Origin of the sequence: Microbispora sitophila (genome assembly GCF_014892245.1) — a bacterium.
GTDB classification, from domain to species: domain Bacteria; phylum Actinomycetota; class Actinomycetes; order Streptosporangiales; family Streptosporangiaceae; genus Microbispora; species Microbispora siamensis.
The window spans coordinates 17,516-40,341 of record NZ_JADBGC010000030.1 but is presented as its reverse complement, the minus strand read 5'-3'; the positions used below and the strand labels follow the sequence as shown (position 1 = coordinate 40,341).

At 70.4% G+C, this 22,826-nt stretch carries 16 protein-coding genes; 5 read left to right on the top strand and 11 right to left on the bottom strand.

Going from position 1 to position 22,826, the window contains the following annotated elements:
* Window positions 1–48 precede the first annotated feature (48 nt).
* On the top strand, window positions 49–1,014 hold the full coding sequence (locus IL992_RS38600; RefSeq protein ID WP_193208253.1) for a ThuA domain-containing protein: 966 nt from the start codon (window positions 49–51) through the stop codon (window positions 1,012–1,014).
* Between the two features lie 25 nt (window positions 1,015–1,039).
* Here the strand turns inward: IL992_RS38600 and IL992_RS38595 are convergent, their stop codons facing one another.
* The 7 genes from IL992_RS38595 to IL992_RS38565 form a co-directional block, all read right to left on the bottom strand.
* Window positions 1,040–1,711: a TetR family transcriptional regulator gene (locus tag IL992_RS38595; protein ID WP_193208252.1), complete on the bottom strand. Its 672-nt coding sequence runs from the start codon at window positions 1,709–1,711 to the stop codon at window positions 1,040–1,042.
* A 40-nt stretch (window positions 1,712–1,751) separates the two neighbouring features.
* Window positions 1,752–3,614 carry a bifunctional sugar phosphate isomerase/epimerase/4-hydroxyphenylpyruvate dioxygenase family protein gene (locus tag IL992_RS38590; protein WP_193208251.1) on the bottom strand — a complete coding sequence of 621 codons (1,863 nt, stop codon included), beginning with the start codon at window positions 3,612–3,614 and terminating at the stop codon, window positions 1,752–1,754.
* 10 nt (window positions 3,615–3,624) lie between these two features.
* The gene (locus tag IL992_RS38585) at window positions 3,625–4,479 is read right to left on the bottom strand and encodes a shikimate dehydrogenase (protein WP_193208250.1); all 855 of its coding nucleotides are present in this window, start codon (window positions 4,477–4,479) and stop codon (window positions 3,625–3,627) included.
* Window positions 4,476–4,931 carry a type II 3-dehydroquinate dehydratase gene (aroQ, locus tag IL992_RS38580; protein WP_193208249.1) on the bottom strand — a complete coding sequence of 152 codons (456 nt, stop codon included), beginning with the start codon at window positions 4,929–4,931 and terminating at the stop codon, window positions 4,476–4,478. Before aroQ ends, IL992_RS38585 begins: the two co-directional genes overlap by 4 nt.
* 89 nt (window positions 4,932–5,020) lie before the next feature.
* Window positions 5,021–5,806: an N-acyl homoserine lactonase family protein gene (locus IL992_RS38575; protein ID WP_193208248.1), complete on the bottom strand. Its 786-nt coding sequence runs from the start codon at window positions 5,804–5,806 to the stop codon at window positions 5,021–5,023.
* Window positions 5,803–7,143: an MFS transporter gene (locus IL992_RS38570; RefSeq protein ID WP_319019096.1), complete on the bottom strand. Its 1,341-nt coding sequence runs from the start codon at window positions 7,141–7,143 to the stop codon at window positions 5,803–5,805. Before IL992_RS38570 ends, IL992_RS38575 begins: the two co-directional genes overlap by 4 nt.
* A gap of 194 nt (window positions 7,144–7,337) precedes the next feature.
* Window positions 7,338–7,496 carry a hypothetical protein gene (locus IL992_RS38565; RefSeq protein ID WP_193208246.1) on the bottom strand — a complete coding sequence of 53 codons (159 nt, stop codon included), beginning with the start codon at window positions 7,494–7,496 and terminating at the stop codon, window positions 7,338–7,340.
* Between the two features lie 645 nt (window positions 7,497–8,141).
* Between IL992_RS38565 and IL992_RS38560 the strand changes: the two genes are divergently transcribed.
* The 4 genes from IL992_RS38560 (at window position 8,142) to IL992_RS38545 (ending at window position 14,629) form a co-directional block, all read left to right on the top strand.
* On the top strand, window positions 8,142–9,548 hold the full coding sequence (locus tag IL992_RS38560; protein ID WP_193208245.1) for a family 43 glycosylhydrolase: 1,407 nt from the start codon (window positions 8,142–8,144) through the stop codon (window positions 9,546–9,548).
* 20 nt (window positions 9,549–9,568) lie between these two features.
* On the top strand, window positions 9,569–10,993 hold the full coding sequence (locus IL992_RS38555; RefSeq protein ID WP_193208244.1) for a family 43 glycosylhydrolase: 1,425 nt from the start codon (window positions 9,569–9,571) through the stop codon (window positions 10,991–10,993).
* 116 nt (window positions 10,994–11,109) lie between these two features.
* Window positions 11,110–12,153: a LacI family DNA-binding transcriptional regulator gene (locus IL992_RS38550; protein WP_319019095.1), complete on the top strand. Its 1,044-nt coding sequence runs from the start codon at window positions 11,110–11,112 to the stop codon at window positions 12,151–12,153.
* A 226-nt stretch (window positions 12,154–12,379) separates the two neighbouring features.
* Window positions 12,380–14,629 carry a rhamnogalacturonan lyase family protein gene (locus IL992_RS38545; RefSeq protein WP_193208243.1) on the top strand — a complete coding sequence of 750 codons (2,250 nt, stop codon included), beginning with the start codon at window positions 12,380–12,382 and terminating at the stop codon, window positions 14,627–14,629.
* A 107-nt stretch (window positions 14,630–14,736) separates the two neighbouring features.
* Here IL992_RS38545 and IL992_RS38540 read toward each other — a convergent pair whose 3' ends face one another.
* From IL992_RS38540 to IL992_RS38525, 4 genes are all read right to left on the bottom strand, one after another.
* Entirely contained in the window at window positions 14,737–16,869 is a 2,133-nt protein-coding gene (locus IL992_RS38540) for an acyl-CoA dehydrogenase family protein (RefSeq protein WP_193208242.1), read from the bottom strand.
* Window positions 16,870–16,891: 22 nt separating this feature from the next.
* Window positions 16,892–19,267 (bottom strand): acetyl-CoA acetyltransferase, encoded by a 2,376-nt coding sequence (locus tag IL992_RS38535; protein ID WP_193208241.1) that lies wholly within the window; start codon window positions 19,265–19,267, stop codon window positions 16,892–16,894.
* Between the two features lie 29 nt (window positions 19,268–19,296).
* Complete coding sequence (locus IL992_RS38530) at window positions 19,297–21,417, bottom strand: acetate--CoA ligase family protein (protein WP_193208240.1); 2,121 nt, start codon at window positions 21,415–21,417, stop codon at window positions 19,297–19,299.
* A 206-nt stretch (window positions 21,418–21,623) separates the two neighbouring features.
* Entirely contained in the window at window positions 21,624–22,757 is a 1,134-nt protein-coding gene (locus IL992_RS38525; RefSeq protein WP_193208239.1) for a nitronate monooxygenase, read from the bottom strand.
* Window positions 22,758–22,826: the final 69 nt, after the last annotated feature.

Here is a 22,826-nt window from a genome sequence, read left to right as displayed (position 1 = left end):
CTCTAGATGGTTCTGATGGTCCATCTAGCGGATCGAGAAAGGCCCCCCATGAGGATCAGACGCTCCACCCTGTTCACCGCCGCGCTCTCCGCCGCGGCCGCGGCGACCGTCGTCACGCTGGCGGCTCCCACCTCGGCCGGCGTCACCCCCGGCAACCCCCGGGGGGCGACCGAGCTCGGCGACCCGGACTACGGCGTCTGCCGCGGCGTGGACCCGCGCTGCTACCACGACTGGGGCAACTTCGACCCGGCCAAGGGCTACCGCGTCCTCGTCTACACCCGCACGGCCGGCCCTCGGCACGCGCACCTGGGCACCACGCTCGGCCCCGGCCTCAACCCGCCGCTCAACGACAACAACGTCGCCGTCAAGGCGGTTATCAAGCTCGGCCAGGAGAACGGCTTCGCCGTGGACTACACCGAGGACGTCGCCCAGCTCGCCAGCGCCCAGACGCTGCTCAAGTACAACGCCGTCATGTTCCTCAGCACGACGCGCGACGCCCTTGACGACGGCGCGCAGACCGCGCTGCGGCAGTACATCCGCGCGGGCGGCGGCTTCATCGGCGTCCACAACGCGTTCGGCACCGAGTACAACTGGCCCTGGTATGAGGGCCTGCTCGGCAACGCCAATTTCTACGACCACGGCGCGAACCAGCCGGGCACGGTCGAAGTGGTCGACAAGCACGACGCCTCGACCGAGGGCTTGCCGAAGCGCTGGAACTTCACCGACGAGTGGTACAACCTGGTGCCCTTCCCCACCAAGGTGCGGTTCCTCGCACGGGTGGACGAGACCACCATGCCGCGGGGCGCACGCGGGAACCTCGGCCACCCCGGGCACGGCGGCGACCACCCCGTCTCCTGGTGTCAGTACTACGACGGCGGCCGCTCCTGGGTCACGACGCTGGGGCACGACGTCAAGGCATGGACCGACGAGCCGATGGAAGGCGACCAGTACTTCCTGCAGCACCTTCTGGGCGGGATCAAGTCCGTGATCGGCATGGCGCCCTTCTGCAGGTAGAAGGCACGCCGGGGGCGCGCCGCGGTCACGGCGCGGCGCGCCTGCCGGCTCCGGTCAGGTAGGCGACGACCATCTCTCCGATCATGGTCCGCTGCCGCTCACGGTGCTGCGGCGCGGTCATGTCGCGGCCGAACAGTGCGCCGAAGGTGTGCTGGTTGGCGATACGGAAGCAGCAGAAGGCGCTGATCATCATGTGCACGTCGATGGCGTCGGCGTCGGTGACGAAGACGCCCTGGGCCTGCCCGGCGTCCAGGATCCGGGAGATCAGGTCCAGCACCGGAGTGCCCAGGTTGGCCAGCGCCTCGGATTTACGGATGTGCTCGCCGTGGTGGATGTTCTCGATGCTCACCAGTTTGATGAAGTCCCGGTGGGCGTCGTGGTGGTCGAAGGTCAGCTCCGCGAGCGTGCGGATGGCCTCCACGGGCGCCAGATGCTCCACGTCGACGGTCCGCTCGACCGCCCGGATATCGGCGTACGCCTTCTCCAGCACCGCGACGTACAACTGCTCCTTGCCGCCGAAGTAGTAATAGATCATCCGCTTCGTGGTGCGCGTGAGCGCGGCGATCTCGTCCACCCGCGCCCCGGCGTACCCGTTCCTGGCGAACTCCCGCTGCGCGACCTCAAGGATCTCCGCCCTGGTCCGCTCGGCGTCACGTAAGCGATCCCCGGCGGGACGGGTGGCGGGCTGGGAGGACATGACGCTCCACTGAGGCCGATGAGTCAGGGTCGGCCTCATCCTATTGCCGTCCCGCCGACGGTACGGGGCCGTGCTGGACGGCGAGCCGGATCGGCGCGTTCTGCGCGCCGTACCCCTGGTATCCGCCGAATCTCTGGACGACCTCGAAGAACATCCGGCCGGCGGTGACCGTGTACAGGTGGAGGAACTCCCCGGCAGCGTCGCGGTCGTACAGCAGGTTGAGCTCCCGCAAGGTATGCAGCCGCTCCGAAGCGAGGTCGTGCCGGGCCTGCAGGTCGTCGTAATAGTTCGCGGGGACGGGCAGCACCAGCCCGCCGATCTCACGCAGTCGCCGTGCGGTGGCGAGGATGTCCCGGCTCGCCAGCGCGACGTGCTGCCAGGGAGCGTCCGGCGCCGAGGGGTGGCCCCCCACGTAGCCGACGTTGATCGCGATCCTGACCGTGCCGCCGGCGTTGGTCATCGCCCGGCTGCGCAGCAGTCCGTACGGATCGGGCAGTTCGAGGCTCTCCTGTGGAGTCAGTCCGAGCACGCCGCGGTAGAACAGGGCGGCCTCGTCGAAGTGGTGCCAGGGCTGGGTCAGCGCCACATGGTCGATGTGAGTGATCTCGTCGCCGGGGCGCCCCGCCCGGACAGGGGCGAAGTCGCCGGTCCAGCTCGGGTGGTCGAGCTGTGCCGTACGGCAGAAGAACAACGCGGTGCCGTCCGGCGCCGCGACCGCGTCGAGCGGCGCCTCGCCCGGGGCTCGGCGTCGCGGCAGCACCGGCGACAGCAGCGACTGAGCGCGTTTGACCGATCCGGCCGGATCGGGTGACTCCAGCCCGATCGCCGCCACCGCCGGCACGTCGGCGGACTCGCCGGTGTTGAGCAGGATCCGGGCCTCGCCCTGCTCCCACAACTGGACCGGCTTACCCGTGTGCGTACCGGTATGAGCGAACCCGAGCGCCACGAGTAGCGGCTCCAGTGCGTTCCGCCCGGGTACGGCCCCCGCCGGCGGTGGCGCGGCGGACACGGGCATGGCCAGTTCGGCGAAGGCGAACCCGGTGGGCTGCACGGGCGGCGGCGGAACGGCGAGCGCGGCGGCACCCGGCAGTCGCGCGCCGGTCTCCTCCTCCAGGGCGATCAGCGAGCGCATCGCGTCCACGGCGGTGCGTGCGGTGTCCGCCTGCCGGAACACGTCGTTGAACACCTCCAGCGACAGTGGACCGCTGTAGCCGGTGCGGAGCACGTGTGCCAGCAGCCCGGCCAGATCGAAGCCACCCTGACCCGGAAAGCAGCGGTGGTGCCTGCTCCACTGGAGGACGTCCATCGCCATCAGAGGCGCGTCGGCCAGTTGCAGGAAGAAGATCTTGTCGCCGGGGATGGCCTCGATGCCGCCGGGATCGGAGCCGCGGGACAGGATGTGGAAGCTGTCCAGGCAGGTGCCCAGATTGTCGTGGTCGGCCATCCGGACGATCCGCCACGCGTGCAGGTACTCGTTGACGTGCCGCCCCCAGGCCAGGGCCTCGTAGGCGATCGTGATGCCGTGTTCGGCCGCCGCCTCGGCGAGCAGCCGCAGTTGCCCGGCCGCCAGCGCGTCGTCGTCCACGGCGGTGGCGCTGACATTGGAGCACACCAGCAGCCGGGTGACACCGAGTCGTTCCATGACCGCGAACTTGTGCCGCGCACGGCGCAGGTTGCGTTCGAGCAGGTCGGCGGGAACGGCTTCAAAGTCGCGGAACGGCTGGTAGAGGTCGATACTCAGGCCGAGGTCGGCGGCCCGCGCGCGCACCTCCTCCGGCAACATGGCGCTGGCGACCAGGTCGTTGTCGAAGATCTCCACGCCGTCGAAGCCGGCCGCCGCGACGGCGTCGAGTTTCTCGGCCAGGGTGCCGCTCAGCGACACCGTGGCGATGGCCTTGCGCATCGGCGGCTCCTCACGCGGCGACGAGGTCGGTCATGTGGGCGAGCATCCGTTCCGCGTCCGGCTCTCGGCCGGTGAACAGACGGAACGCATGGGCGGCCTGGAAGACGACCATGCCGCCGCCGTGGAGCGTGCGGCAGCCGATGGCGCGGGCCTGCCGCAGCAGCGCGGTCTCCAGCGGCCGGTACACCACGTCGGCCACCCACAGGTCCGGCGTGAGCAGTTCGGCGGGCAGCGGCAGGCCCGGATTCGCGGCCATCCCGGTGGGAGTGACGTTGACCAGCCCGTCAGCGTTTGCGAGCAGCGCGGGCAGCCGGTCGGCCGTGGCCGCGACGGCGCGGCCCGTCCCGAAGCGCCGGGCCAGCTTGACCGCCAGTTCGACGGCACGGTCCTGCTGGACGTCCACCAGCGTCACCCTGTCGGCTCCCAGGGTCAGCAGCGCGTGCGCCACCGCCGAGCCCGCCCCGCCCGCCCCGAGCTGGACGACCCGGCGGGTCGCCGCGTCGGGCAGGCCGCGGGCGAAGGACTCGGCGAACCCGGTCCAGTCGGTGTTGTGCCCGATGGCGCGTTCGCCGTCGAACACCACGGTGTTCACCGCCCCCAGCTTCTCGGCGTCGGGCGACAGCTCGTCCAGATGCTCGATGACCGTCTGCTTGCAGGGATGGGTGATGTTGAGCCCGGTGAAGCCGAATCGGCGCGCCGTCGCCACCAGATCGCCGGCCGCCTCCGCGGGCAGCCCGAGTTCGGCGATGTCGATCAGCCGGTAGATGTAGCGCAGGCCGTGGAAGCCGGCCTCGCGCTCGTGCAGAGGAGGGCTGAGCGAGGGTCCGATCCCCGCCCCGATGAGCCCCACCAGATATGACGTCATCGTCCTTCCTTTTTCAGGAGCACGGCCGCGTGGGCGAGGGCGAGTGCGTAGCCGTTCGGCCCCGCCCCGCAGATCAGCGCGTCGGCGACCTCCGACACGTACGAGTGACGGCGGTACGGCTCCCGCCGGTGGATGTTGGTCAGGTGGACCTCGACCACGGGCAGTCCGGCGGCGGCCAGCGCGTCCCGCAGCGCGACGGACGTGTGCGTGTAGCCCCCGGCGTTGATCACGATCGCGTCCATCTCGCGCCCGGCCTCCTGAACGGCGTCGATGAGCACCCCCTCATGGTTGCTCTGCCGGAAGTCGAGGGTCAGGCCGTGCTCGCGGGCGGCGGCGAGCGACAGTGCCTCGACGTCCGCCAGAGTCGTGGTCCCGTATACGGCAGGCTCGCGACGGCCGAGCAGATTGAGGTTGGGCCCGTTGAGGACGAGTACGCGGGGGTCGGGCGGCATCGGCGCTCCATTATGTACGAACTAGTACGTTACTTTTATAGACCAGCTGGGCCGGCGGTGGAAGCCGCGGGCGGCTGCCGGCGGAAAGGTCAGGCGATGACCGCGACCCGTCCCGTCAGGGCCTCCGAGAAGGACGGGTGTACGGCCAGCACCTCGGGATCATGCCCGGGGAGGATGAGCTCCGGCCCCCCGGCCAGCTCGTTGATGCGGTCGAAGGCCGCGTACATGCCGGTCATGCTGTGCAGGATCGCGAAGGGCCGGTCCTCGCGGATGTTCTCGTAGTAGTGGCTCGCGTCGGAGGCCACGACCACGTCGCCGCGCGCGCTGGCGATCCGGACCACCTGCATGCCGGCGGTGTGCCCGCCCACCAGGTGGACGCTCAACCCCGGAAGAAGCTCCAGGTCGCCGTCGACAAGGAGCAGCCGGCCGTCCTCGCCCGCCTTCAGCAGGTGGTCGACGTCGTCCCGGTCGAGCAGCCACTGCTCGCGGGTGATGCGCTCGGCCCACGGCCCCGTCCAGTAGTCGAGTTCCGACCGCTGCAGAACGTATCGAGCACCGTCGAAGTCGTGGGCGGTCCCGGTGTGGTCGTAGTGCAGGTGCGTGAGGATCACGTGATCCACCGACGCCGGGCCGACGCCCATCTCGGCCAGCGTCTGCGCGGGCGAGCCCAGATAGGTCATCCCCGCGATCCCGGCGGCGCGTTCGGGACGGATACCGCTGTCGATCAGCACGGTGTGACTCTCGGAGACCGCGAGCCATACGAAGTAGGCCGTGGGATGCGGCTCGTCCCAGCGGTCGTCGTACCCGTGGAAGTGCTGGCCGCGACGGCCCTCACGCTCGGCGTACCGGATGGCGTAGACGCGGAAAACGCTCATGCCGGCACCTTGAGCCGCGTCCTGCCCACGAGGCCGAGCTGGTCGGTGGGCACCCGATAGGTCTCGCGCGCCGTCGCGACCGCCGCCACGTTGACCAGGCACAGCAGTGCGGTGAAGGCCGCGACCCCGAACCAGCTGCCGGGGCCGGTGCCTGCCACGGCGGTGGCGATCGTGGGCGCGAACCCGGCGATCGCGAAGCCGATCTGCGTGCCGACGGCCATCCCGGACAACCGCACGCGGGTGCTGAACATCTCGCCGTAGAACGCCGGCCACACGCCGCTGGTCGCGCTGTGCACGACGCCGAACATGAGGATGCCGATCACGAAGATCAGCAGGTAATCCCCCGCCGAGATCGACCACAGGTAGCCGAACATCAGCACGGCGCATCCCAGCGAGCCGCCGGCGAACACGGGCTTGCGGCCCACCCGGTCGGAGAGCCTTCCCCACAGCGGGATGGCGATCAGGGCGGCGACGTTGGCCAGGACCCCGACCCAGAGCATGGGTGTGCGGTCGAGCTTCATCGTGTTCACCGCGTAGGACAGCGCGTGCACCGTGAAGATCGTGCTGACGGACGCGATGACGGCTGCCACCACCACCCGCAGCACATCCTTCCAGTGGTCGCGGAACAATACGGCCAGCGGCATCTTGGCGACGGCGCCCTCGGCCACCTCCTGCTCGAAGGCGGGAGTCTCCTCAAGGGTCCGGCGGATCAGCAGACCGACCGCGGCGACCACGATGCTGAGCCAGAACGGCACCCGCCAGCCCCAGGCGAGAAGCTGGTCCTCGGGGAGCGCGGCGATCGGAAGGAAGACGGCTGTGGCCAGGATCTGCCCGGCCTGGGTGCCGTTGAGCGTGAAGCTCGTGTAGAAGGCGCGGCGTCCGGGCGGGGCGTGCTCCAGGGTCATGGAGTTGGCTCCGGCCTGCTCCCCCGCCACCGAGAAGCCCTGCAGGAGCCGCAGCACAACCAGCAGCACCGGGGCGAGAACACCGATGTCGGCGTACGTCGGCAGGCAGCCGACCAGGAAGGTGGACACGCCCATGAGGACCAGCGTGGCGACCAGCACCCGCTTGCGGCCGAACTTGTCGCCGATGTGCCCGAGCACGAAGGCGCCCACGGGGCGGGCCAGATAGCCGACGCCGAAGGTCGCCAGCGCCAGCAGCGTTCCAGTCGCCGGGGCCGACTCGGGGAAGAAGATCTTGCTGAAGACCAGCGCGGCGGCGGTGCCGTAGATGAAGAAGTCGTAGTACTCCAGGGCGCTGCCGATCCACGCGGCGAGCGCGGCCTTACGGGGCTTGCCCCGTGCGGCATGGGGACGGTCCACGGGAACAGCCGACACGGCGGGTCTCCTCTGTGACATCGGGCGGCGACCTGGGTCGCGCGCGAAGGGGTGGGGTGACCGCTGAGAACGGGGGGTGCCGTGTCGAGCCAGGGGCTCACCCATAGCGCAAACTTACCCATCAAGGGATGAACGGGATGCCAAGCCCTGGTCCGGTACGGGGTGGCCGTCCAGCCCGGCTTGTGACGATGAAGTTAACTCACTAGTTCGTTCATTACAAGGGCGGCCACGAGAAGTCCCGTGGAGGCGTTCGAGTCGCCGCCGACGGGGTCGCGGTCGAAGTACGGCCCGGTCAACGCCCTGTCGAGTGGAGGCTCGGCGAGGGCGCCGACCCGCAGGCCTGGAACGCTCACGGACGCAGCCGCCGCATGGCGATTCGCTACGCCATCGCCGCCGCACCGGCGCCCGGCGTCGGCTCCGTGCGGCCTCCACACGCGAAGTCGCCGTGCTCCAGGCGGCAACACAAGGGGTGCTCAATAACCCCACGGATGAACACGATTGTGAATCCCGCGCGCCCATGGCGGGATCAATGCCCAAAATGCCGAGCATTGATTAATGATGACACGAGGCGCGAAAGCAGATAAGCGACAGTATTCGCGTGTGCTGTTAACGCTAACAAGATCGGGCGCCAGGAGATTTCATCTCCCTCCACAGGCCATACCGCTACCGCTCGAGCGATTCGACAGCCATCACTATGGACCCGTCAGGGATGCCGCGTCAAGGATTCACAGGTTCGCACCTTCCTTTTCATCGAGGCACACAACCGAGAATATAGAAAATTTCGATAATGCTTCGAAAAGTTTAGGCCGACCCATCCGACAGTGCGGATCTTTGAAACTTTCACTGCGACTCGATAAAGATCAACACCGTTTTGAGCTGTGACATCACACCAAAATGTTAGCTATAACATCGGTCATCGTCTCCGTTTCGTTGACGACGCGAGTCGCCGCTTCTTACTGTCTGAACCCCTTCAAGCACCGACTCGAATGGGGTTGGCAATGCAACGTTCAACCAGATGGGCGGCACCCGTCGCGGCCCTCACCGGCGTTCTTCTGCCGGTGGTCGCCGGGGCGATGACCGCACCGGCGCCGGCCATGGCCGCGGTTTCCTGCCGGGTCGACTACGCCGTCACCAACCAGTGGCAGGGCGGCTTCGGCGCCAGCGTGACGATCCACAACCTCGGCGACGCGGTCAACGGCTGGCGGCTGACCTGGTCGTACGGGGCCGGCCAGACCGTGACCCAGGCGTGGAACGCCACCGTGACCCAGACCGGCGGCAACGTGACCGCCGTCGACGCGGGATACAACGCCCAGATCCCCACTGGCGCAAACACATCCTTCGGGTTCAACGGCTCCTGGAACGGCACCAACCCGAACCCCACGTCCTTCTCACTGAACGGCGTCCCCTGCACCGGCACTCCGGGCTCACCGAGCGCGAGTCCCAGTCCCTCGCTCCCGCCGTCGACGCCGGTCTCGCCAAGTCCCTCGGCACCGTCGGGCGGGCCCACGGTCCCTCCGGCCTCCTATCCCAACCCCGGCCGCGTGACCGGCGACATCGGGGTCCACGACCCCAGCGTGGTGAAGCGGCCCGGCGGCGGCTATCTCCTGGCGCACACCGGCGACAACATCGTCCTCAAGACGTCCCCCGACCGGACGGCCTGGCGTGACGCCGGAGCGGTCTTCCCCGGTGGCGCGCCGTGGACCACCTCCTACACCGGTGGCAGCAGGAGCTTGTGGGCGCCGGACATCTCCTACCACAACGGCAGGTACTACCTGTACTACTCGGCCTCGTCCTTCGGGTCGAGCAACTCCGCGATCTTCCTGGCGACCAGCACCAGCGGAGCCTCCGGCTCGTGGACGAACGAGGGGATGATCATTTCGACCAACTCGTCCAGCGGCTACAACGCGATCGACCCCAACCTCGTCATCGACGATCAGGGCAGATGGTGGATGACCTTCGGCTCGTTCTGGAGCGGCATCAAGCTCATCCAGCTCGACCCGGCCACCGGCAAGCGGATCGACACCACCGTCCGGAGCATCGCGCAGCGCCCGGGCAGCACGGCGATCGAAGCGCCCTTCATCTTCAAGCACGGCGGCTACTACTACCTGTGGGTCTCTTTCGACATGTGCTGCCGGGGCGCTTCCAGCACCTACCGCATCATGGTCGGCCGCTCGACGAGCGTGACCGGCCCGTACGTGGACCGCAACGGCGTGGCGATGACGTCCGGCGGGGGCACGCAGGTGCTCGCCGGTCATGGCGCCATCCACGGCCCCGGTCACCAGGCGGTCATCAACGACAGCGACGGTGACGTGCTCTTCTACCACTACTACGCCGACAACGGCGCGGCCCTGCTGGGCATCAACAAGATCGGCTACGACTCGGCCGGCTGGCCGTTCGTCTACTGACAGGCAGCAGGAGACTCTCCATGAAAATCTCCCCCTCGCGGGCCTGCCTCGCCACCTCTTTGGCCGCCATCCTGGCCGCCGTCCTGCCGGTCGGAGTCAACGAGGCGCGGGCGGCCGTCGGCTGCCGGGTCGACTACGCCGTCACCAACCAGTGGCAGGGCGGCTTCGGCGCCAACGTGACGATCCACAACCTCGGCGACGCGGTCAACGGCTGGCGGCTGACCTGGTCCTTCGGGGCCGGCCAGACCGTGACCCAGGCGTGGAACGCCACCGTCACCCAGACCGGCGGCGCTGTCACCGCCGTCGACGCGGGATACAACGCCCAGATCCCCACCGGCGCAAACACATCCTTCGGGTTCAACGGCTCCTGGAACGGCACCAACCCGAACCCCGCGTCCTTCTCACTGAACGGCGTCCCCTGCACCGGAACGCCAGGATCGTCTCCTTCGGCCTCTCCCTCTCCTTCGCCCTTCCCCTCGGCGTCTTCGGGGCCTCGCAACTCCTTCACCAACCCCGTCAAGCAGCACGGCCCGGACCCGTGGCTGACCTACCACAACGGCTACTACTACCTGGCGACCACCACCTGGAACTCCACGATCACCATGCGGCGGTCCCGTACGCTCGCCGGTCTGGCGAACGCCCCGGACACGACGGTGTTCAACCTGTCCGGCCTGCCGAACGGCTGCTGCAACATGTGGGCGCCGGAGTTCCACCTGCTCGACGGCCCCAACGGCAGACGCTGGTACCTGTACTACGTCGCGGGGCAGAACGTCGGCGACTACAACCCCACCCAGCGCCTGCACGTGCTGGAAAGCGACGGCACCGACCCCATGGGCCCCTACCACTTCAAGGCCGACCTCAGCAATGTCTGGGCCCTGGACGCCAGCATCCTGCAGCACGGCGGCCGGCTCTACCTCATGGGCACCTACCAGAACGGCGGCCAGAGCCTGTTCATCCAGGCCCTCAGCAACCCCTGGACCACCAGCGGCCCAATGGTGAAGCTCACCGGCCCCACCCTCGCCTGGGAGAGACAGACCTTCCCGGTCGCCGAGGGCCCCGAGCCGCTTTACCACAACGGCAAGACCTTCGTCGTCTACTCCGCCAGCGCCTGCTGGGGCCCCGACTACAAGCTCGGCATGCTCACCCTCACCGGATCCGACCCGCTCAACCCCACCCACTGGACCAAGTCGCCCAACCCGGTCTTCCAACGCAACGACGCCAACGGCGTGTACGCCCCGGGCCACAACGGCTTCTTCACCTCCCCCGACGGCACCGAGGACTGGATCGTCTACCACGCCAACTCCTCCGCCGGCGGAGGCTGCGACATGAACCGCAGCACCCGCGCCCAGAAGTTCACGTGGAACCCTGACGGCACTCCCAACTTCGGCACCCCCGTCAGGGTCGGCGTCACGCTCCCCGCACCCGCCGGCGAGCCGAGGAACTGACCACCGCCCCCATCCCCGGCCAGGCGCCGGGGATGGCGGCACCGGCCGGGACCGGATCGGTCCAATTGGCCGTATAACGCGATCTTTTACCTGCCTGGAGTGGATATGGTGCTGCTGTGGATGGGGAAACCTCGGAGGTCTCCGCGCCGCGCCGCCGCGGCATGCGCCATGTCGCGGAGATGGCCGGCGTCTCGCCGTCGACCGTGAGCAACGTCTTGAACAATCCCGAACTGGTCGCCGAGGAGACCCGCCGGCGCGTCCTGGCGACGATGGAGCAGGTCGGGTACGTGCCCAACAACGTGGCCAGGCGGCTGCGCGGAGTGCCGAGCCCGCTGGTCGGCGCGGTGGTGCTCGACCTGGCCAACTCGTTCTACACGGAGGTGTGCCGGGGAGTGGAGGACCGGCTGCTGCAGGACGGGTGCATGCTGATGACCTGCAGCACCGACGTGCAGCCGGGCCGCGAGCAGCACTACCTGGGAGAGCTGGAGAAACAGGGCGTGCGCGGCGTGCTGATCACACCGGTCGCGACCGGCCTCGAGCCGCTGGTCGCCCTGTCCGGGCGCGGCGTCCCGGTGGTGCTGCTCGATCACCGGGGCGACGGACGGTTGTGCTCGGTCTCCGTCGACAACGTCTCCGGCGGTGAGCAGGCCGCCGCCCACCTGATCTCGTTGGGGCACCGGCGGGTCGTCATGCTCACCGGCTCGGTGGAGGTGCAGCAGACCACCGACCGGCACGCGGGGGTGCGCAAGGCGTTCCGTGAGGCGGGCCTGGATCCCGACCGGGCGGTGCTGGAGGTGCGGGTGCCTCCACCGGACGTGGCCGCGACCGCCGAGGCCGCACTGGAGCACATCCTGCGACTGCCCGACCGGCCGACCGCGATCATCTGCATCAACGACCTCGCGGCGCTCGGCGTGATCAGCGGCCTGCGGGACCGGGGGATCGCCGTACCGCAGCAGATGTCGGTGGTCGGTTACGACGACGTGGTCTTCGCCCCGCAACTCACTCCGCCGCTCACCACCGTGTGGCAGCCCAAGCGGGAGCTGGGGCGGACCGCCGCCGCGATGCTGCTGGACGAGTCCCGCCCCGGCCACCAGCACCAGAGCCTGGTCTACCGGCCGCGGCTGGTCGTCCGCGCCTCCACGGCAGCGCCCTGCCGATAACCCCTGCCGATAATCCCTGCCGACGACCCCTCGGATTCCGAAAGTTTCAAGGCGGGGAATCATGCCCCGCCGCGGCCCTTTCCCAGGCTGACCTGAAACGAAACAAGTCCCCCTTCACCGTCATTGCGGCGTGACGTCAAAGGATGGTTGACGCCTTCACGTCCGCATTCCTAGCGTCTCGTGACGTTCACCACCGACCGCAACCCCCCACCAGATTGGACGATTCATGAAACGTCTAATCCGGCCGTCGGTCCGCCTCGCGGCGGCCGCCGGCACCCTCTGTGTGGCGATCGCAGGGGCGAGCGCCGCGCAGACACCCGCCTCCGCCGCGGTGGCCTGCCGCGTCAGCTACGAGATCACCAACCAGTGGCAGGGCGGCTTCGGCGCCAACGTGACGATCGAGAACCTGGGTGACCCCGTCAACGGCTGGCGGCTGACCTGGGCCTTCGGCGCCGGCCAGCAGATCACCCAGCTCTGGAGCGGCACCGTCAGCCAGAGCGGCGCGAACGTCACCGTCACCGACGCCGGCTACAACGCCGCCATCGGCTCCGGAGGCAGCACCGCCTTCGGGTTCAACGGCTCCTGGAACGGCTCCAACCCCATCCCCACGTCCTTCTCCCTCAACGGCACGGTGTGCGACGGCACCGCCCATTCCTCACCCTCGCCCAGCGCCGGCCCGAGCCGGTCGGCGAGCCCCAGCCCGTCGGGCGGCGCCTCACCCAGCCCGTCGGCGAGCCCGAGCGCCAGCCCCTCCCCCATACCTGGCGACGCCAAGCAGGCCGAGAAGCTGGACCGCGGCCTGATCAGCGTGCGCTCCGGCAGCGGCAATCTGGTCTCCTGGCGGCTGTGGGGCACCGAGTCCCGTGACACCTCCTTCAACGTCTACCGGGGCGGCACCCGCATCGCGACCGTCACGAACTCCACCAACTACCTGGACTCCGGCGCCCCGGCCGACGCCTCCTACACGGTGCGCCCGGTCGACGGCGGCAGCGAGGGGGCGGCCTCGGAAACCTCGCTGCGCTTCGCCAACGGCTACCTGGACGTGCCGATCAGCCCGCCGGGCAGCTCCTACAGCGCCAACGACGCCGGCGTCGGCGACCTGGACGGCGACGGCCGTCTCGACCTGGTGCTCAAGTGGGACCCGTCCAACGCCAAGGACAACTCCCAGGCCGGGGTCACCGACCCGGTGTACGTCGACGGCATCCGGCTGGACGGCACCCGGTTGTGGCGGATCAACCTGGGCCGCAACATCCGCGCCGGCGCCCACTACACGCAGTTCCAGGTGTACGACTACGACGGCGACGGCAAGGCCGAGGTGGCCATGAAGACCGCCGACGGCACGGTCGACGGCACCGGCAGGGTCATCGGCAACGCGAGCGCCGACTACCGCAACTCCGACGGCTACATCCTGTCCGGCCCCGAATACCTGACCATGTTCAACGGCCAGACCGGCGCGGCCATGTCCACGGTCGACTACGACCCGCCGCGCGGGACGGTCTCCTCCTGGGGCGACAGCTACGGCAACCGGGTCGACCGGTTCCTCGCCGCCACCGCCTACCTCGACGGCCGGCGACCCAGTCTCATCATGTCCCGCGGCTACTACACCCGTACGGTCATCGCCGCCTGGGACTTCCGCAACGGCTCACTGGTCGAACGGTGGAAGTTCGACTCCAACTCCAACACCGCGTACGCCGGTCAGGGCAACCACAACCTGTCGATCGCCGACGTCGACGCGGACGGCAAGGACGAGATCGTCTTCGGCGCCATGGCGATCAACGACAACGGCCAGCCGCTGTGGAACACCCGCAACGGTCACGGTGACGCCATGCACGTCGGCGACCTCGACCCCTCCCGGCCCGGCCTGGAGGAGTTCAAGGTCGACGAGGACAGCAGCAAGCCCGGCTCCTGGTTCGCCGACGCCCGCACCGGCCAGGTGCTGTGGTCCACCGCCTCCGGCGGCGACAACGGCCGCGGCGTGTCGGCCGACATCTGGGCCGGCAGCCCCGGCGCCGAGTCCTGGTCGGCCAGGGACGGCTCGCTGCGCAGCCCCAGCGGCGCCACACTGGGCCGCAAGCCCGGCTCGATGAACTTCCTCGCCTGGTGGGACGCCGACCCGGTCCGCGAACTGCTCGACGGCACCCACATCGACAAGTACGGCACCAGCGGCGACACGAGGCTGCTGACGGCGAGCGGCGTGCACTCCAACAACGGCACCAAGTCCACCCCCTCGCTGTCGGGCGACATCCTCGGCGACTGGCGCGAGGAGGTCGTCTGGCCCACCACCGACAACCGGGCCCTGCGGATCTACTCCACGCCCGACGTCACCACCGTCAAGATCCACACGCTGCTGCACGACCCGCAGTATCGGGTCGCCCTGGCCTGGCAGAACACCGCCTACAACCAACCGCCGCACCCGAGCTTCTTCATCGGCAACGGCATGTCCACCCCGCCCCAGCCCAAGGTCTACCTGCGCTGATCCCGTGGACTGCCACGGGTCGCTCCGATCCGGTCCCCGGCCTCTCCACGATGCCGGGGACCGGCTCGTTCGCAGACGCGGCACGCGGTCACCGGGGCAACACGTGCTCACCGAGGCAGCCCCAGGGACCGGGCGACGAGGTTGCGCTGGATGTCGATGGTGCCGCCGCCGACGACCTGCATGATGGAGTACCGCAGGTTCCACTCGAACGCCCCGCGCCCGGGGACGTCCGGGACCGTCTCCCCCAGCGCGGCGGCCGGACCGAAGACGCGCAGCGTGGCCTCGCCGAAGTCCTCGTGCAGCCGACTGGCGATGATCTTGGCCATCGGCGCCTCCAGTCGCGCGCCGCCGCCGGTCGAGGTGGCCCGGATGCCGGCGGCGACCAGCACCCGCGCGGCCTGCAGCCGGGCGGCCAGCTCCGTGATCAGGGCGCGCTTGGCCGAGCCGCGGCCACCCACGGTTCCCTGCGGGTCCTTGCGGACCTCGGCGAGCATGTCGTCGAGCAGCCGGAGGATGTCGGCCGCGACGTTGGCCATGATGATCCGCTCCTGTGCGAGGGCGGTGGTGATGACCTTCCAGCCGCCGTTGACCTCCCCCACCCGGTCGCTGTCGGGGACGCGGAAGTCGTCGAAGAACGTGGAGCACGAGGTCTCACCCGAAAGCGCCCGATGCCGCTGCAGCTCGAAGCCGGGACGGTCGACGCGGGTGAGGAAGACGGTGATGCCGGCGTGCGGCGGGGTCGCGTCCGGGTCGGTGCGGGTGGCCAGCCACACCCACTCTGCGGTGTGCGCGCCTGTGCCCCACATCTTGCGCCCGTTGACCACCCACTCATCGCCGTCGCGCACCGCGCGGGTGCGCAGCGCGGCGAGGTCGGAGCCGACCTCCGGCTCGGAGTAGCCCAGGTAGAAGGGGAACGTCCCGCCGGCGATGAGCGGCAGCAGGCGCCGCTTCTGCTCCTCGGTGCCGTGCCGCAGGATCGCCGTGCCCAGCATGTCGATCGCCGCCTTGCCGTGCAACGGGAGCCGGGCGTAGGAGAACTCCTCCCCCAGGACCGCCTGCCGCTCCACCGACGCGTCGGACCCGCCCGCGCTGCGGGGCCACGCCATCGTCAGGTAGCCCCGCTCCCGTGCCGCCGCGATCAGGCCCTCGTCGGGCCGCTCGTCGATGTGCCGGACGGCGACGTCACCGGCGAATCGGCCGATGAACTCCCGCACCTCGGCCCGGAAGGCCTCCGCGTCCTCGCCCAGCGCCGGCGCCGGCATCCGGGCACCGGTCTCGATCAGCAGGTCGGCCACCTCCCCGGCGGCCATCGGGAGCGCGTCCACCCGGCTGACATCGGCGTTGACCCGGCGGAACAACCACGGAGCCTCGTGCTCCTCGAAGTATCCCGACGCGGCCAGCGTGTGCTGGGCGCCGAACTGGGTCCGGACGGCGGCCGGTCCGGCGAAGGCGACCGCGAGCTCGGCGGCGAGCACGGCATCGGAGCGACCGGCCGACAGGGCCGCCACCGCCTCGCTGATCAGCCGCTGCGACGCCGTGATGTCGGTGGCGCCGTCGGCCGCCCGGTGGGAGACGGCCTGGAAGCTGCCGATGGGCTTGCCGAACGCGACGCGGTCCTTCGCGTGCGCGATGCTCAGTTCCAGTGCCCGCTCCGCCGCGCCGACGGCCCGGGCGACCAGCCCAAGCCGCAGCGTCGCCTTCGCCCGCTCGATCGCGCCGGTCCCCGGGACCGTCTCCGCGGTGACCTCCTCGGCGAGCGTCACGTCCGACCACGCGGGGTCCGCGAGACCCGGTGTCGGGGTCCGCGCCGCGATCGGCCGGAGCACGGCCCGCGTTCCGTCGACGAGCAGCAGGACGTGCGTGGCCGCCGACGCCGCCTCCGCGAACCGCACCCTCGGCAGGTCCGCGGCGGCCACCGCCACCACCGGCCGGATCTCACCGGCGGCGATCCGGTCTGCCACCGGCTCGTCGGCGGCGAGCAGTTCCTGGGCGACGTAGGCATCGACGAGCGGCAACGGACAGGCCACCCGGCCCAACCGGCCGGTCGCGGCCATCACGGCGTCGAGGGCGCCGTCGGCCGCGAGCCCGGTCCAGCCCTGGGCCGCGGCCACCGGCCACAGCTCGCCGAGCGTACGTTCGGCGTTCTTTCCCGCGGCGGTCGCCGACGGCCAGGCGCGGCGGAGCTCGCCCTCCACCGACTCGGCGAACGCGGTGATTTCGTCGTGCGTGAGTGCTGACATGATCAGGCCTCCTCCATCGCGGTCACCGGTTCTTCCACTCAGGTCGGCGCTTCTGGGCGAAGGCGGTGAGGCCCTCGATCATGTCCTCGCTGAGCATCAGGTCGTCGACGGCGCCGGTGGGGTGATTGACCGCCTCGACGGTGTCGGCGATGCCCTGGGTCTCCTCCATGACCTGCAGGGAGATGCGCACCGAGGTCGGGGACGCCGTGAGGATCTCCCGGGCCAGTGCGCGGGCGCCCTCGAGCGCGGTGCCGGCGGGGACGACGCGGTTGACCAGGCCGTGCCGCAGCGCCTCCTCGGCGGTGAGCCGGCGGCCGGTGAGGATCATCTCGTTGGCCAGCTTCGGCGGCACCGTCCGGGGCAGCCGGACCAGGCCGCCCGCGCCGGCGATCAGGCCGACCTTGACCTCGCTGAGGGCGAACTGCGCGGTCTCGTCGGCGACGACGAGGTGGCAGGTCAGGGCGATCTCGCAGCCACCGCCCATGGCGAAGCCGTTGACCGCGGCGATGACCGGCTTGGGCAGCGACCGGCGGCCGGTCAGGCCGCCGAACCCGTTCTCCGGCACCCACATCGGCTTGCCACTGGCCGACCAGATCAGGTCGTTTCCGGCGGAGAAGGCCTTGTCGCCTGCGCCGGTGAGGATCGCGACCCACAGGTCGGGGTCGGCGAAGAAGGCGTCGAAGACCTCGTCGAGCTCGTCGTTGGCCGGCGGAGTCAGCGAATTGCGCTGGCCGGGCCGGTTGATGGTGATCTCGAGGACGTGCCCGTCGCGGCGGACGAGGACGTTGTCGTACCGGTCCCGGAAGCCGGGCACCCGGGCCGGATGCAGTTCGGCCATGCGCGCCTCCGTGATGGTGACGCGGTTGCCGCGAGACGTCGACTTCACGAAGACCCGCTGCCCGATCGGTTCTTCGTCGGACAGAAGGTCGAGGATGTCGTCGTCGCCCTTCGTCGTGGTGGCGAGGAAGCGGTGGCCGCCGGCCTCGAGCCGTCCGACGACGATGCCGGTGCGGTTGCCCTTGCGGTCGTGCTTGACCGTATACGTCTCGATCGTGGCCCAGCCGTCGGCCTTCCGCGTCCGGGCGGGCGCCGGCCAGGAGTCGATCTCCGCCTGCAGGACCGCGCTGCGGTCGGGCCGCCACTCCACCGGGGTGGTCGAGTAGACGCCGGCCGAATACTTGCTGAGCATGCCGCCGTTGGCGCCGACGAAGCCGAAGGTGCCCGGGGCCGTGCGGGCCCGCTGGACGGTCTCGGCGACGGCGTGCATGGAGTAGTTGTTGCCTGCGCCGCCGAAGAACGGCAGCCCGCCGGTGAGGGTGAGCCCGCGCGGGTCGTCCGCGGCCAGGCCGAGGCCGTCGACGGCGGTGGTGAACACGGCGATCGGGAAGCAGCTGTAGAAGTCGAACGTCGCCACCTCGTCGAGGTTCACACCGGCGACCTCGAGGGCGTGCTTGGCGGCCATCACCGACGCGGGCCCGCCGCCGAGGTCGGCGCGGTCGAGCAGGTCCCGCTCGCGCAGGTCGGCGTGCCCGTGCAGGAACACCCACTTGTCCTCCGGCACGCCGAGCCGCCGGGCGGCCGCCACCGACATGAGCAGGATCGCGGCGCCCTGGTTGACCTGGTCGCGGGCGACGACGTAGCGGGTGTACGGGTCGGCGATCGGCCGGTTGGCCTCCGTGGGGGTGACCAGTTCGGCCGCGTCCCGCTCGACCCGGGCGGCGGCGTGCGGGTTCTTCGCGGCGACCCGGGTGAACGGCGCGAACAGCTCACCCATCGCGCGGGCGTACTCCTGGCGGGACAGGCCGAGCCGGGCGCGGCGCGCGTTGTCGAACAGGGCGTACATCTCCGGCGCGGCGGTCAGCCCGTGCTCGGCCGCGTACCGGGACACCAGGCCCTTGAGCCCGTAGCCGCGGTCCTCGAGGTCCCCGTCGACGTGCTCGGTGAAGTCGGGCTTGTCCTCCGCGCCCGCGAGGTGCCGGGCAGTGGAGATCGCCTCGGAACCGAACAGGAGGACGACCTCGGCCGCGCCGGCGGCGATGGTGGCGGCGAACTCGTTGACCAGGTGCTGCGGGGACTGCCCGCCGCCGACCTCCAGCACGGCCCGCCGCGGCGCCGCACCCACCCGGGCGGCCACCGACCGCGGGTAGTTGTCCGACTTTCCGAGCGGGGCCGGCGCCCCGGGGGTGGAGATCTCGAACTGCCGGACACCGGCGACGGTGTCGATGGCGCCGGCGATCCCGTGCACGTCCGCGCCGGTGTCGGCCAGGGCCTCCCGGGCCGCGTCGGCGGCCAGGTCGACCGGTGAGCGACGCCGGTAGTCGGGCTCGCCGAGACGCTCGGACGACTGCCCGACGCCGACGACGACCGGCGTTCGCGGATCGAGGTCCTCGTACTGCATGTCATGACTCCTGAGAAGGTCGGATGCGATCAGGCGCTGCGCCAGGTGACGACGGCGTCGAGGGCCTCCACGGCGGAGCCGTCGACGCGCAGGGGATTGATCTCCAGGGATTCCAGGTCGTCACCGAGGGCCAGGGCGAGATCGCCGACCCGGGCGACGACCGCCGCGATCGCGTCCAGATCGGCCGGCGCGCCGCCTCGTACGCCGTCGAGTACGGCCGCCGCCCGCAGGCCGGTGAGCAGCCGCCGGGCCCGAGCGGCGGTGACGGGAAGCGGGGTGAGCGCGGAGTCCTTGAGCACCTCGACGAAGACGCCGCCGAGGGCCACCGCCAGCATGGGACCCCACTGCGGGTCGCGGACGACGCCGACGAGCAGTTCGATGCCGCCGGAGCGCATCGGCGAGACGAGGATCCCCTCCAACTCGGCTCCGTCGACGGTCTCCGCCGCCGCGACGAGCGCCTCGTACGCCGTGCGGACGTCCGCGCCGCTGACCCCGAGCCGGACCCCGCCGATGTCGCTCTTGTGCAGGATCTGCGGTGAGCACACCTTGAGCGCGACCTTGCCGCCGAGGTCGGCCGCCGCTTTCGCCGCCTCGTCCGCCGATCGCGCCAGGACGGCGGGGACGACTGGGATGCCGGCGTCGGCGAGCAGCCGCCGGGCGGCGTCCTCGGACCAGGCGCCCTCGCGGGCGGACGCCGCGGGCACCGGGAGGTGCTCCCCCGGGGTTGGCTTCGCGCCCGACATCGCCCGGGTCGTCTCCGACCACCAGCCGACGTTCCTCAGCGCGACCACCGTCTGCCGCAGGCCGGGGATCGTGAACGGCACTCCACCGGCCTGCATCGAGGCGCGCGTGACGTCGGTGACCGGTTGCAGGATCTGGTTGACGTACACGCACGGCGTGGCGGCCTGCCGCATCCCCTCGCCGATCGCGTTCACGTAGACCTGGCCCATGTAGGGCACTTCGTCCGGCCGCCACGGCAGCCCGTTGACGACCGCGACGACGCCGACCGACGGGTCCTTCGACATCGCCGAAACCGCCCGCGTGAATATCGCCGGGTCGATGACCGCTGCGCCGGTGACGTCGAGCGGGTTCTGCACCGTTCCGTAGCCGGGCATGATCTCGGCGAGCGCCTGCTGAGTGTGCGGGGCCAGGGCCGGCAGCGGTGCCCCGAGGTCCTCGGCGCGGTCGGCGATGATGTCGCAGGCGCCGCCGGAGATCGACACGACACCGATCCCGGGGCGTTCGAGACGGCCCAGCGCCGCCGCGGCGCCGGCGGTGATGAGCATGTCCTCGATCGAGTCGACCCGGATGATCCCGAGGTCCTTGAACACGGCGTCGATCGTCGCGTCGTCTCCGACGAGCGCGCCGGTGTGCGCGGCCGCGGTCCGCGCGGACAACTCGCTGCTGCCCGCCTTGAGGACGACGATCGCCTTGCCGGCCTCCGCCGCCCGGCGGGCGGCGTGCCGGAACGTCCCGGGATCGCGGATGGTCTCCATGAACACGGCGACGGCTTTCGTGTGCTCGTCGTCGACCAGGTAGTCCAGGACGTGGCCCGCGGAGATCATGGCTTCGTTGCCGAGGGTGACCATGTAGGACATCCCGACGCCGACCATCGACGCGAAGTCGAGCATCGCGCTGGAGCTGGCGCCGCTCTGGGACAGCAGCGCGACCGGGCCGTGCTCCTGGGGCAGCTTCGGGATCGCGGTCACCGGGATCCGGTCGACGAAATTGGCGAACCCGAGCATGTTGGGCCCGAGCAGCACCATGTCCAGCGACCGGGCGTGCGCGACGAGTTCCGCCTGCGCCGCGCGACCGGCCTCCCCCGCCTCGCCGTACCCCGACGACAGGACGACGGCGTTGCGGATGCCGGCGGCCGCCGCGTCGGAGAGCGCCTCCAGCGTGCCCGCCTGCGGCACCATCATGAACGCGACGTCGACCGGCGCGCCGATCTCCTGGCAGGAGGTCACCGTGGGCCGGCCGTGGGTCTCGGCGCCGCGCCGGTTGACCAGGTGCACGTGCTCGCCGAAGCCGAACTGGAGCAGGTTGTGGTAGACGAGGGCCGAGAACTGCGACTTGTTGGCCGCGCCGACGAGGGCGACGCTGCGCGGCTTGAACAGCGAGGACAGCCGCTGCGGGGTGATGGTCGTCATCGGGATCCTTCAGGTGAGGTGGACCGTCCTCCGTCCGGGCGAACGACGGATCGGAGGTCTCCCGGGGCCGGCCGGGAGCAGAACAAGCGGTGGGCGGCGTGCACGATTGCGAGTTGCCGGACGGCGCCGCGAAGACCGGCGGCGCGCACTGACGGGCGCCGAGGATTCGACCTGGCAACCGGAGTGAACCTCGTGGCAGCCGCAGCTTAGACGGCCGGAGACGGCAGCAGGGCCCCGAGGTCGGCGATGCGCCGTTCGCAGTCGGCGACGAGCTCGCGGACGATCTCCGCGGCCGGGCGCACCTCGCGGAACGAGCCGACGACCTGGCCGACGAAGAACGACTCCAGCGTCAGTGCGCCTTCGTGACCGGCCTCGGCCGCGGCGTCGATGCGCTGCCAGGCCTCGTTGACCAGCAGCGGCTGCAGCGGCATGGGCAGTGGCTCGGGACTCCCGGCGGCCTCCCATTCGTCGTGCCAGGCGGTGCACAGCTGCCGGGCCGGCTTGCCCGTACGCGTGGGCGAACGCAGGGTGTCGGAGCTGGTCGCGGCGAGGAACTTGTTCTTGATGGCCTGGTTGGCGACGTCCTCCTCGCTGGACAGCCACACCGAACCGGTCCACACTCCGGCGGCGCCCAGCGCCAGGGCGGCGGCCATCTGCCGCCCGGAGGCGATGCCACCGGCGGCGAGGACGGGCCGGTCACCGGCGATGTCGACGATCTCCGGGGTGAGGACCATGGTGGCGATGGTGCCGGTGTGCCCGCCCGCCTCGGTGCCCTGTGCGATCAGCACGTCGACCCCGGCGTCGATCTGGCGATGGGCGTGCTTGGGCCGGCCGACCAACGCGGCGACCACGACGCCGGCGGCCTTGCCGCGCGCGACGAGGTCCGGCGGCGGAGTGCCGAGGGCGTTGGCGATCAGCGAGATGCGGTGCTGGAACGCCACGTCGAGCAGCGCGGCGGCGCCGGCCGGGTTGAGACTGGCCGCGATCTCGTCGAAGCTGCCGGTCCCCTCCGGCGCGGGCGGGATGCCGTACCGCTCGAGGAGGTCCTGGACGAAGGCGAAATGCTCGGGCGGGATCTGCGCGCGCAGGCTGGCGATGAGATTGTCCGGGTCGCCGGCGGCGAACTTCTCCGGTACGAGCAGGTCGACGCCGTACGGCTTGCCCTGCACCTGCTCCTCGATCCAGGTCAGCTGGGCATCGAGCTCCTCGGGCTTGTACGCCGAGGCGGCGAGCACGCCGAAGCCGCCGGCGTTGGTGACCGCCGCGACGACGCCGGGCGAGCGGTTGAAACCCACGATGGGGTGCTCGACGCCGAGCAGGTCGGTCAGGGCCGTACGCATGATCTGTTCCTCCAGCCTCGCGGGACCGGCTTCGCGCCGCTCGAGCAAATACTGAACGCTTAACGTTCA

Excerpts from the sequence above, each read along its gene's own strand:
- IL992_RS38560 (WP_193208245.1), top strand. The coding sequence starts at position 8,142 with ATGCAACGTTCAACCAGATGGGCGGCACCCGTCGCGGCCCTCACCGGC.
- IL992_RS38585 (WP_193208250.1), bottom strand. The coding sequence starts at position 4,479 with ATGACGTCATATCTGGTGGGGCTCATCGGGGCGGGGATCGGACCCTCG.
- IL992_RS38540 (WP_193208242.1), bottom strand. The coding sequence starts at position 16,869 with ATGTCAGCACTCACGCACGACGAAATCACCGCGTTCGCCGAGTCGGTG.
- IL992_RS38555 (WP_193208244.1), top strand. The coding sequence starts at position 9,569 with ATGAAAATCTCCCCCTCGCGGGCCTGCCTCGCCACCTCTTTGGCCGCC.
- IL992_RS38600 (WP_193208253.1), top strand. The coding sequence starts at position 49 with ATGAGGATCAGACGCTCCACCCTGTTCACCGCCGCGCTCTCCGCCGCG.
- IL992_RS38545 (WP_193208243.1), top strand. The coding sequence starts at position 12,380 with ATGAAACGTCTAATCCGGCCGTCGGTCCGCCTCGCGGCGGCCGCCGGC.
- IL992_RS38530 (WP_193208240.1), bottom strand. The coding sequence starts at position 21,417 with ATGACGACCATCACCCCGCAGCGGCTGTCCTCGCTGTTCAAGCCGCGC.
- IL992_RS38575 (WP_193208248.1), bottom strand. The coding sequence starts at position 5,806 with ATGAGCGTTTTCCGCGTCTACGCCATCCGGTACGCCGAGCGTGAGGGC.
- aroQ (WP_193208249.1), bottom strand. The coding sequence starts at position 4,931 with ATGCCGCCCGACCCCCGCGTACTCGTCCTCAACGGGCCCAACCTCAAT.
- IL992_RS38535 (WP_193208241.1), bottom strand. The coding sequence starts at position 19,267 with ATGCAGTACGAGGACCTCGATCCGCGAACGCCGGTCGTCGTCGGCGTC.
- IL992_RS38590 (WP_193208251.1), bottom strand. The coding sequence starts at position 3,614 with ATGCGCAAGGCCATCGCCACGGTGTCGCTGAGCGGCACCCTGGCCGAG.
- IL992_RS38525 (WP_193208239.1), bottom strand. The coding sequence starts at position 22,757 with ATGCGTACGGCCCTGACCGACCTGCTCGGCGTCGAGCACCCCATCGTG.
- IL992_RS38595 (WP_193208252.1), bottom strand. The coding sequence starts at position 1,711 with ATGTCCTCCCAGCCCGCCACCCGTCCCGCCGGGGATCGCTTACGTGAC.